Genomic DNA, 10415 nt, shown 5'->3' with positions numbered 1-10415 from the left:
GTGCCGTTACTTTGTCATGAGTATTTGGAGCACAAAAGATTTGCTTCATTCCCCTTGACTTTCAAGACAATCGCTACACAGGCTATTTAATCCACGCTCCTTAGGGAAAGGTTTGATCACAAGGTTATCGGTTAGAGGTCAAGACTCTGGCAAAACCGGCTCGTACCCAACGGTAAATTTTCTTGGAAATCTCCTTAGTTGTTAGAAGGACGCTCACTGCTCAAGCAACGCAAAACGCAAAACTAAGCTCAGAAATCAAAACGAAATAATGAGGAAACTATCCTGGAACTTTGCCCCGGCGACAGGTTTACCACTCAATTCTGGTGGTAGCAGAATATTGCGCCGCTGATCGCCTGCCTCGATCGTAATTTCGGGTCCAGACTGCGTTAGCTTAACCTGCTTCTTATCGAAACCAGGCAAAAAGAGGCTCACCTTACGTTCTGCTACGTTGATCGCGATCGGTCGAGGAGCCTGAGACGCTTGCTCGAAATCTGGTAGCACGTCCATCAGCGGTTGCCAATCGTCGATCGCCTGCGTGGGAATTGGCGTCACCGTAAGCGGTGCAAAGGCTGGCGCGACCGCTCCGCTCTCATGGCTCCGGTTCAACAGCACACCACCTACAGTCAAGCCAACTTGCTGAGCGGCACCCCAGAGATAGGTTGCAGTCGCGATCGCAGCGGGATCGTCCGTCGTGACCAGATAGGCCGCAACCCGTTTGGGATCTGCCAAGGCCTGCTTGCCCTGCTCTAAAATGTTAGTTGCCTGTTGCGCAGCAGGTTGATTGAAAAGATCGTCTGTCCAGCTCACGTTCAGCACGGCGCTGGCGATCGGCTGCAGAAAGGGTGACAGCGTTCGACCCAGATCCGAGTCAGCAAAGACCTTGCGGAACCGACGGGTATACCAGCTCAGAATTTCGGGCATCCCAAACAGGCGTAGCGTTGCCTGATCGCCCGCGCCATCGTAAACAATAACGTCGTACTTGCCGCTCGCATCGTATTCCCTTAAGGCATTCAGCACGAGAGCGTTGTCCATCCCCGGCAACACACCAAGCTCTTGCCCAAAGACTTCCTTAAAGAACGGCGTCCGGAGGTATTGCGCTTCGAGTTTTTTCACCTCTTCCCAACTGCGCTCTAGCAGGGATGCCGCTTGAAGCTGCACCGCAAAGAGGTTGGACGAAAGTTCCTGTGGGTCAACACCCGAAACCTCACCTAAAAGCACATCTAACGCTGGCCCTGGCTCTTGCAATGCCAGCAGCACTCGCTTGCCTTGAATGGCAAAACGCTTGGCAGCCGCGATCGCGATCGTCGTCCGACCGACGCCGCCTTTGCCCAAAAAAGTCAAAATTAGAGCCATTTATCTCGCTTCCACGCCCAATGGATTGTGTGTGCTAGCCGACGTTCCGGCAGCATTCTCTCTTATGGTAGCGAGTGCCTGGAGTCTGCAAACATCCTTTTGATAGGTAACCGTGCCTTGGCGCGATCGACCCACATCTTAACCAGGATTCTGTCAGGATTTTTCGAGCGTTGGCAAGCCCTCAAAAAATAATCCCATCTTCTCTTGCCCGTCAGTTTCCAGGAGCAGGCTGTACCTCATCCTCAAAAAACCAAATGGCTGAGTTATCGGCGAACTTGACCAGAAACCCAACGCCGCTGCCATCCGTCATTTTGTAGTCCTGAATCACACCGACTTCGCCCAACTTTTTAGCAATAACCGGAGACACACGATCTCGCAACCGATACACGCGAACGCTCTGCCCAACTTCCATCACAACTCCAAGACTAACTAACGGGTCTAACTAAATGGCGATTTCGGGGGTGGAAGAGGGGAACCTCTGCTCAGAAGCAAAAACCCAAACCCCTTTTTACAAGTAGTGACCGACGAGTAGTGACAGCGACCAACTTGTAAAACCAAGAATCAGTGTATCAGCGTCGCGTATCGAATCGTATCGATGGGGAAAATTGGGGGAGGAGAGATGAAGGGAATAAGCGCATCCTGACCATCGACCACTGCCACCAAGCACCAAACACTGTTCCCAAAGCTTTAGAATTCAGAAGTCCAATTTTTCTATAGTCAATGCTGGCGAAGCGAATTTTACCCTGTCTAGATGTGAAGGCAGGGCGAGTAGTGAAAGGGGTCAATTTTGTTGACCTGCGAGATGCGGGTGATCCAGTAGAGTTGGCGCAAGTCTATAACCAGGCGGGTGCAGATGAGCTGGTGTTTCTGGACATTACGGCAACGCACGAAGACCGGGGCATCATTTTTGATGTGGTCTACCGGACGGCAGAACAGGTGTTTATACCCCTCACGGTCGGCGGCGGGATTCAAAACTTAGAAACTATTAAACAATTGTTAAGAGCTGGTGCGGATAAGGTCAGCATCAATTCTGCAGCAGTGCGTGATCCTGGCCTGATCGATCGCGCCAGCGATCGCTTTGGCAACCAATGTATCGTAGTGGCGATCGATGCTCGTCGCAGATTGGATGCAGATCATCCCGGTTGGGATGTGTACGTGCGCGGTGGACGGGAGAATACAGGACTGGATGCGATCGCCTGGGCAAAAAACGTGGAGCAGCGGGGCGCCGGGGAACTGTTGGTGACGAGTATGGATGCGGATGGGACTCAAGCAGGGTACGACCTGGAACTAATCCGCACGATCGCGGAGCAAGTTGAGATTCCGGTCATTGCTTCAGGCGGAGCCGGAACCTGTGAGCATATCCATGCAGCACTCACAGAGGGTAAAGCAGAAGCCGCTCTCCTCGCCTCGTTGCTGCACTACGGGCAACTCACAGTGGCTCAAATCAAAACCTACTTGTCAGAGCACCAGGTGCCTGTTCGCTTAGTTTGACCAACCCCAACACCCATAGCAAGGCTGTGATTTTCTTTTCATGCCAGAAAGGGATGACGAAATCTGAGTATCTGTTACAATACTTTAAGTATGCTGATACTTATTCTGATTATTGTTATTGCTTTGGTTGCTTGGGCGCTTCATTTGATGCAGCAGGCAGTCGATCGCAATGAATTTTCACTGATGCTGGCGGGTACCCTGGTGGCGTTCTCCGCAGCAGCAATGGTTGTTGTCTATTTCTTGATGGGTAATTATATCGGCTATGTTACTGGCATGACGCACCCTTCGATCGCGCGTGTCTCATCGGCTAATGTGGCTACCTGGGTAATTGAGTTTGATAGCATTGGGAGCGACGCAGAGGCACCAACCTTTCATCTCTCTGAAAAACCCATTGATGCAGAGACAGGTTTAGCCAGCCCTCGCTTCCCGCTCTACTGATTCATTGATCGAACGTCATTGCTCCGGTTTTCATCGTCAACGGCGATAGCGGCGGCGACACCTGAGGCTCGTGGATTTAATAAAACCGAATGATTGTGTAGGATGGGTAAAGCCGTTTCGGCATACCAGAAAAACGAAGATAACCCATCAACCCCTGAATGCGATGGGTTACGGTTAACGCCTTTAGAGAAGCCATGCCGTAGCTTGCTGCTCGAAGACTAGGCTTTACCCATCCTAGTAAAAGCCGATATTATTTACAGCAGTTTTCAGATCAGTAAGCCACAGGCCTTGGGTGTAGGGTGTGGTTAATCCAAATAAAAACGGCTATTCCTTAGAGGCTATCGAGCGGCCTGTTCCTTCAATGCATTGAGGTAATTGGAGATAGCGTGATCCTTAAAGCGTTGGGTCACAAAGTTAAGGCTCAAGCGAGGCCCCAATCTGTATTCGGCATCCACATGGCTATAGCCCTGCCACGGTCTGGGTAAGGCTGGCACAATATCCATACCATAGACAAAACGGTAGCTTTTGGGCACACGCTGGTTAAAGGAATCGCGGAAACCGCTGTTGCCGACCCTTGGCGAACCAAATGTGTAGAGCTCGACATCAACTGGCGAAAAGTTGTACTGCACATCGACAGCACAGAGCGTTGCCAGTGCCCCACCCAGACTGTGACCTGTAACAGTCACACTGCTGACTGAGTGACTCTTCAAGTACGTATGAATTTGATCGCGCACAGAAAAGTAGGCATCCACAAAACCCTGATGCATTTTCGCACCAGAACTGCTTTCCGCCGCATAGGGATACACCTGCGCTCGGTCTTGCACAATCTGCTCTTGAATCACAGCTTGCTTAAAATTCGCCTCTTTTTGAGAAAATTCAAAATTGGTATGCCAGTCTAGACGCTGCTCACTACCGCGAAAAACGATATAGAGAGAAGACCCGGTTGCATCCAACAGAATGGCACCTTGCGTATCTGTCGTTGCCTGGTTGATCCACCCTGGGGTAATGCCAGGAAAATCAGCAAACTTGAGCTGTGCAAAGTCCTGGTAGATTTCTTGGGAAAGGATGGCACACTTAATTGCTTTCGAGTTATCCATCACCGCGTCTCTCTTGCCTTGTCGGCAGTCAATAGATCCTGTATGAGTCGATCGTCTGCGATCGCATTTCCGAATTTTATCCCGTTAATCTTTTAGCGACTGATAAAAAATGTGTGCCCTCGTCTGTTGACAGCTCGCTCTGCACTGTTCTCAAGCGAACGACTTCATGCAGAGAAACCGTAGAGAAAGGAAAGAAATCGGGTAACTTACAGGCGATCGCGACAAACGCTGTGAAGAAACCCGATTTCCACCTCAATGCTCTAGGGGCAGAGAGTGAGATTGCTGCTACCACCTGGGAAGCCATTGGACACCCAACCAGCCACTGGTTTAGCAATCTGGACCCAATTGCGACCATCGGCGCCCTTCTTAGACGTGGCTGGAGTGGTCGTCAGTTCAACCCGCTCTAGATTGCCCACCCCCCCAACAACAACTGAATCTGGCGACGCTTCTTTACGGATGGCTAGACCCAGCGGTTGCACGACACGACGACAGGTATTGCCTGTAGGGGGCGGCGTAGGGCCACTGCACGGTTTCAAGTTAGCCGTCTGCACGTAACCACTCACGGGGCTACTGATGCCAATAAAACCGCCACTGCCGTTGTCAGCAAGCGTTATTTTCGTTTGAGCATTGAGGGTACTCACTACTGCAGCCGTAGCAGATGCCTGTTTATAGACCGAAACCTTTTTGTTCACAGCACGGCACTGACCAACGAGCGAGCTTGGAACCGGGCTGCTGGTTGGAACCGGGCTGCTGGTTGGAGCCGGACTGCTGGTTGGAGCCGGACTGCTGGTTGGACTCGGTGACGGTTGCGCAAAGACAGGGATGCCGAGCCCTACAGTCGCGATCGCTACGGCGGCAACGCCAGCAGACAGCTGCAAATACTTAAATTTTTTCATTGCTTTTTTCATCGGAAAACTCCTCTTTTAGTTCAAGTCACTCTGTTTAAACGTTCACAGCAAAATTCCTGCACTGAATCTTACACTCAAAGGCTAGATTCATCGCTAAAAAGCATGAGAGTGTAACGTTTGGGATAATGGAACAAACTTGATGAACCAAACGCGCTGATGGCTGACAGCTATCAACTTTCAGCTATGTTCAGGATCCGCTTCTTTCGCTTCTTTCGGTATCTCACACCGACAACGCTGCGCGACATTTTCGAGCGCACTGGGCAACAGAGGTTGCCTGGGCTCGCTTCAGAAATGGCATATAACGCGATGCTGGCAATGTTTCCAGCTATTTTGGCGCTGCTCACCGCGATCGGTTTAGTGGGCGTTTCTCAAAATACGTTTCAAGACCTTGCCAGTCAGATTAGTCAGGTTGCACCGCAAGAAGCACTCACACTGATCCAAAATTTTATAGGCGAAATCGGCGCGCAACCCAATCGAGGGTTGTTTTCCATTAGCTTTATCGTATCGCTGTGGGCGGCTTCTGGGGTTCTCAGTGCTGCGATGCTCGCGCTCGATCAAATTTATCAAGTACCACTGAGTTACAGGCGACCCTTCTGGAAAGCAAAGCTAGTTTCTCTAGGACTGACGATCGGCACGATTCAACTACTGATCTTCGCCTCAGTGCTGGTCTTTATCAGCGATTTTATTGTGCAAGTGGTCGCGAAGGGTAGTGGCGTTTTGCAGCCAGGAGTCATATCACTCTGGCGCTTGTTGACATGGCCTGTAGCACTGAGCATTATCGCCCTTGCTTGCGGCTTTATCTACCGCTATGGACCAAGTCGTTGGACACCTGGAACGCCGATTCTTCCGGGTGCCATCATGGCAGCAATCTTTTGGGCGCTTTTATCGGGTCTGTTTCGCTTCTACGTCTCCCATTTTGGTAGCTACAACCGAGCGTATGGCGCGATCGGAGCAGTGATCGTGCTGTTGCTATGGCTCTATCTCAGCTCGCTGATGATGCTCATTGGTGCCCAACTGAATGTCACAACAGGGGAAGCAATGCACCGACGACAGAGATACAGAAAGTAAGTTCATTTTCAGCAAAGAGGCAACACGCCAATCATGCTCAATTTTCATCGTTACATGACAAACCTTTTACTCTGTCTCTGTCTGCTGGTCTTGTCGGGTTGTCGGGTTACAGTTGCCACCCCTAACGTAACGAGCCCTAGCGTAATGAGATTAATGCTCTGGCAAGGCGTCAATCCACCGTCTAATCGCACGGTTCTGCAAGGGCTGGTAGACCAATTTAACCGTGAGCATCCGACCATTCAGGTCGAGTCGCTGTATGTCGGACAGAGTGACCAGCAGTTGCCCAAAATTCTAGCGGCGATCGTGGGCAATGCGGCTCCCGACCTGCTATGGTACTCCCCTCTGTTAACGGGGCAACTGATCGAACTGAATGCTCTCCGTCCTCTTGATCCCTGGCTCGATCGCTCACCGTTACGGCAGCAGCTTGATCCAGCGCTCTTGGACAGCATGAGGCTAGAAAACCATCTTTGGTCGATCCCCTTTGGTACGAACAATGTCGGTATTTTTTACCGTCCAAGTTTATTCAAGGCAGCAGGAATCACTCAATTGCCGCAAACCTGGTCAGAGTTTCGTCAGGTTGCCCAAACCCTGACTCGTGATACGAACAGCGATGGACGGATTGACCAGCACGGCATGCTGCTGCCACTCGGTAAAGGAGAGTGGACAGTGTTTATGTGGTTGCCGTTTTTGTGGAGTGGCGGTGGTGGTTTGGAGGGGAGTCGGGAGTCGGAAGTCGGGAGTCGGGAGAACACAGGTTTGCCGCCAGCACAAGGCGAACGACAAAACGTAGACATTCAGTTAGTGAATGCTGGGGCGATCGCGGCACTGCAATTTTGGCGTGATCTGATTAACGATGGTTCTGCGGTTTTGTCCGCACCAGAGCGGGGCTACGAGTTGGATCGCTTTCTGGCAGGCAAAGTGGCAATGCAGCTATCAGGCCCGTGGACGTTGGGGCAGCTTGAGAAGACAGGTGTGGATTTTGGTGTGCTGCCCATTCCCAGGCAAGTGACGCAGGCAACCGCGATCGGTGGCGAGAATCTGTTTCTGCTTAAAACGACGCCTGAGCGAGAGCAAGCCGCACAGGTATTTGCAGAATACGTGATGAGTGAAGGGTTTCAGACGCAGTGGGCGATCGGCACGGGCTACCTCCCCACCAATCTGCGATCACGCCAAAGTGAAACATATCTAGCGTATAAAGCAAAGCGATCGGTTGTGGATGTGTTTTTGTCGCAAGCCCCCTACGGACGATCGCGCCCCATCTTTCCTGGCTACAACCGTATTTCTGAAAATTTGGGACGGGCGATCGAGGCCACACTTCTCGATCGAGGTACGCCCTTAGAAACCCTCACTGCCGCTCAAAAACGTCTTGACTTAATTTTCAATCCGTGATGTTGACCAAGAAGCAATCATACATAAACGGCTTCCCGATCGATCCTCGTCTTCAAGTAATGGTTCATGCCATGCCAATATCGCACCACATCAACTTCCTTATCGAAAATCAATTCTAGTTCGGCTTTGAGGCTCACACGCTTGAAAAGATCAGGTGCCATATCCACCACAATATCAATGTCACTTTTGTGATCAGCTTCATTACGCGCTATGGAACCAAAGACCCCAAGGCGAGTGACGCCATAGCGTTTTTCGAGGTCGGGCTTCAGATGGCGCAATTTTGTGACTACGTCATTGCTGTTTATACCTTCACTCATTTATTTCTATTTCTGTGGATATTATTCAGTTAAAGTAGCACATCAGACAATGTTCTCACATCGAACAGCATTGCAACCAAACTGTAAGTCAGATTAGGGCAAACGCACACGTTTCTTAACACGCTAGGGGTAACACAATCTATACCTACGCAACGCTAAAGCCGTCAATTTTGTTCGCAATAAGCTCTGCTTGATGAGACCATTTGCAATAAAGTAGCCAGAATTGGCGCTTATTGAGATATGTACTTTTGTATGCGTTCGCCCTATAAGTCAGATCAATTGATTTACCACACCTAAAGTATTAGGAAAACTTTGTCTAAGTTTCGCAACAGTTGTACCTTCAGTAGCCTGACTTGCAACGGCAGCCTAATCAGCATTCCGACATTCCTTCTGGCGTGCCAATTCATGAAAAATTAGACCCAAAAACTGGCGAATCTCGCCAAACATGACCTTGCGACGGTACTTGGGTACAAACACAACGTGATACTTACAGTCCCACTTCGAGTGAGACAGACTTTGATACAATGCCGACATTGTTCTTTCCTCCTACGGAACTGGCTCATCAAGCCACCGTGGGAGTTACTTTACGGCTGGAACGCTCAACGCTTTGCGAGTCGCACTGGTAGAACCAGTGGCTTACCTCAGGGGTTTAGTTAGATAGCCAGGAACCTTTCAGTCTATTTTTCGCACTAACCACCAATACCCAGGCGACCAGCAAGGCTAGGCGTGAGTGGTAGCAACGTCACGATCATCAAAAATAGTGCCAGCAGCCCTAACGCGGCTCTGGTGTCATCGGGTTCTGTGAGTTCGTTTTGGCTGGGACGTTCTAGCTCACGTTGGAGAAATAACACCACGATCGCCCAGTACAGCGCCAGCGGATTCACGATCGATGCGAAACCCAGCACAATGATGGAGGCGATCGTGGTGCGTCCAGCAATGGTACGTCCGTAAATGGCTTGAACGATTCGTCCACCATCGAGTTGTCCCGCTGGCAGTAGATTGAGCGCCGTGATCACCAGACCTAGCCAGCCCAGAATGACAAGTGGATGGACATCGACGATCGGCTGCTGGAGCGACTCGCGCAGTACAACTCGTGTGAGCGTACCCACTAAAATAGAACCCTGGAAAAACTCCGTTGGCACCTGGAACAAACTGCCCTTGTGCGATAGTAGTAGCCCCGCAACCACCATCACCAGCGAGAGTAACCCGCCTGCGGCTGGGCCTGCGATCGCAATATCAAACAGCGTACTGCGATTGGGCAAGACCGACTCAAAGCGGGTGATGGCACCAAACGAACCGATCTGCCAGGTCGGAATAAAAAACGGTAGGCTCAGACGCACCTGATAGCGACGCGCCACCAGCCAATGCCCCAGTTCATGCACGGCAAGGACGCTGAGAAGTCCTGCTGACAGGGGCAAAACCTCTGCAATGCGATTGGGGGATGTGAAGAAGTCGAAACCGAGCATGAGCCCACTACTCTCCAAACTGGCCGCGATCGTCGCGAAGAGCAGCATTACCGCAACACCCTTCTGAAACAACGTTGATGGCTGCGGGTCTCTGCTCGTAGGCAAAACGATGACCACAGGCTTACCGTCCTGTCCTTCCACCAGAAAGAGCCGATAGCGAGGCTGTTGTGGATTGGTCTCACTAAAGCCAACTTTCTCCTGTAATCGTTCTGAGAGACGGGCGATCGTTGCTTCTGCCTCGCCGCGCAAATTTCCCCGTAGGATCACACCTTCTTGGTAGGGAATCGTTTCGGTGGCAAAAAAGGTGTCAATGCCAAAAATGCTTTGAATGGCCTTCAGGTCGTCTGCGGGAATGGGCACAATGTCAGGTTCTGCCAGTGCTTCAGCAAGCTTTTCAGCTTGTGTCTTAGCGGCGTCAGTTGTATTCAACGCATTGGCGGTGTCGTTGCCAATTTCCAGGCTATGAGTGTCTTGAGTCTCTGCGATCGCCGTTGCTCGTTGGGCAAGAACTTCACTTTGAGCCAGCGATCGTAGACGGCTACCCAGATAGATATATAGCCCAGTGGACAGCACAAACAGAAATAGCACGCTGACAATGTTCAGGTAAATGCCGACGATCGAAAGCCCAAAGAACAGCAGCCAGGGCGCAATCAGCACGACGGATTGCAACCAGGCAACCAAGCCCAGTTTGCCAAAGGGTCTGGCACGGTAGAAGCCCCAACCCAGAAACCCCAGCGCTACCAGTACAGTGATCGCAGTAATCATTCCCAACCCTTTCCAAGACGTTTCGGCATTCAAGACATGAAAGCCCTTTCCTTAATCTACCTGAATCAAGCGCTCACAAACGCTACAAATGGCAAAGGCAGCCCAGTGGACTGCCTCTAAGCA

General features: G+C 51.0%; 10 protein-coding genes and 1 pseudogene. 4 read left to right on the top strand and 7 right to left on the bottom strand.

The window, feature by feature from the left end:
* Positions 1 to 255 precede the first annotated feature (255 nt).
* Both C7B82_RS27030 and petP read right to left on the bottom strand, forming a co-directional pair.
* Positions 256 to 1353 (bottom strand): Get3/ArsA fold putative tail anchor-mediating ATPase NosAFP, encoded by a 1098-nt coding sequence (locus C7B82_RS27030; RefSeq protein ID WP_106259925.1) that lies wholly within the window; start codon positions 1351 to 1353, stop codon positions 256 to 258.
* A 211-nt stretch (positions 1354 to 1564) separates the two neighbouring features.
* Positions 1565 to 1765: a cytochrome b6f subunit PetP gene (petP, locus tag C7B82_RS27025; protein WP_106259924.1), complete on the bottom strand. Its 201-nt coding sequence runs from the start codon at positions 1763 to 1765 to the stop codon at positions 1565 to 1567.
* Between the two features lie 308 nt (positions 1766 to 2073).
* Between petP and hisF the strand changes: the two genes are divergently transcribed.
* Positions 2074 to 2844, top strand: coding sequence for an imidazole glycerol phosphate synthase subunit HisF (gene hisF, locus C7B82_RS27020; RefSeq protein ID WP_106259922.1), 771 nt, complete (start codon positions 2074 to 2076; stop codon positions 2842 to 2844).
* A gap of 90 nt (positions 2845 to 2934) precedes the next feature.
* On the top strand, positions 2935 to 3282 hold the full coding sequence (locus C7B82_RS35310; protein ID WP_219904721.1) for a hypothetical protein: 348 nt from the start codon (positions 2935 to 2937) through the stop codon (positions 3280 to 3282).
* A 338-nt stretch (positions 3283 to 3620) separates the two neighbouring features.
* Here the strand turns inward: C7B82_RS35310 and C7B82_RS27010 are convergent, their stop codons facing one another.
* Together C7B82_RS27010 and C7B82_RS27005 are read right to left on the bottom strand one after the other, a co-directional pair.
* Complete coding sequence (locus tag C7B82_RS27010) at positions 3621 to 4379, bottom strand: lipase family protein (protein ID WP_106259920.1); 759 nt, start codon at positions 4377 to 4379, stop codon at positions 3621 to 3623.
* Between the two features lie 260 nt (positions 4380 to 4639).
* Positions 4640 to 5287, bottom strand: a complete 648-nt coding sequence (locus tag C7B82_RS27005; RefSeq protein WP_106259919.1) for an SH3 domain-containing protein — start codon at positions 5285 to 5287, stop codon at positions 4640 to 4642.
* A gap of 183 nt (positions 5288 to 5470) precedes the next feature.
* Between C7B82_RS27005 and C7B82_RS27000 the strand changes: the two genes are divergently transcribed.
* Together C7B82_RS27000 and C7B82_RS26995 are read left to right on the top strand one after the other, a co-directional pair.
* Positions 5471 to 6355, top strand: coding sequence for a YihY/virulence factor BrkB family protein (locus C7B82_RS27000; RefSeq protein ID WP_106259960.1), 885 nt, complete (start codon positions 5471 to 5473; stop codon positions 6353 to 6355).
* Between the two features lie 144 nt (positions 6356 to 6499).
* Positions 6500 to 7744 (top strand): ABC transporter substrate-binding protein, encoded by a 1245-nt coding sequence (locus C7B82_RS26995; RefSeq protein WP_245940114.1) that lies wholly within the window; start codon positions 6500 to 6502, stop codon positions 7742 to 7744.
* A 17-nt stretch (positions 7745 to 7761) separates the two neighbouring features.
* Here C7B82_RS26995 and C7B82_RS26990 read toward each other — a convergent pair whose 3' ends face one another.
* The 3 genes and pseudogenes from C7B82_RS26990 to C7B82_RS26980 form a co-directional block, all read right to left on the bottom strand.
* Entirely contained in the window at positions 7762 to 8061 is a 300-nt protein-coding gene (locus C7B82_RS26990; protein WP_106259916.1) for a nucleotidyltransferase family protein, read from the bottom strand.
* Positions 8062 to 8439: 378 nt separating this feature from the next.
* Positions 8440 to 8595: pseudogene (locus C7B82_RS26985) on the bottom strand (transposase); the annotation flags it as partial.
* Positions 8596 to 8750: 155 nt separating this feature from the next.
* Entirely contained in the window at positions 8751 to 10292 is a 1542-nt protein-coding gene (locus C7B82_RS26980; protein WP_106259914.1) for a site-2 protease family protein, read from the bottom strand.
* Positions 10293 to 10415 lie beyond the last annotated feature (123 nt).

It is taken from the genome of Stenomitos frigidus ULC18, from assembly GCF_003003795.1.
GTDB lineage: Bacteria > Cyanobacteriota > Cyanobacteriia > Leptolyngbyales > Leptolyngbyaceae > Stenomitos > Stenomitos frigidus_A.
The sequence above is the reverse complement of the archived record's forward strand: the minus strand, read 5'-3'. Positions and strand labels throughout refer to the sequence as shown.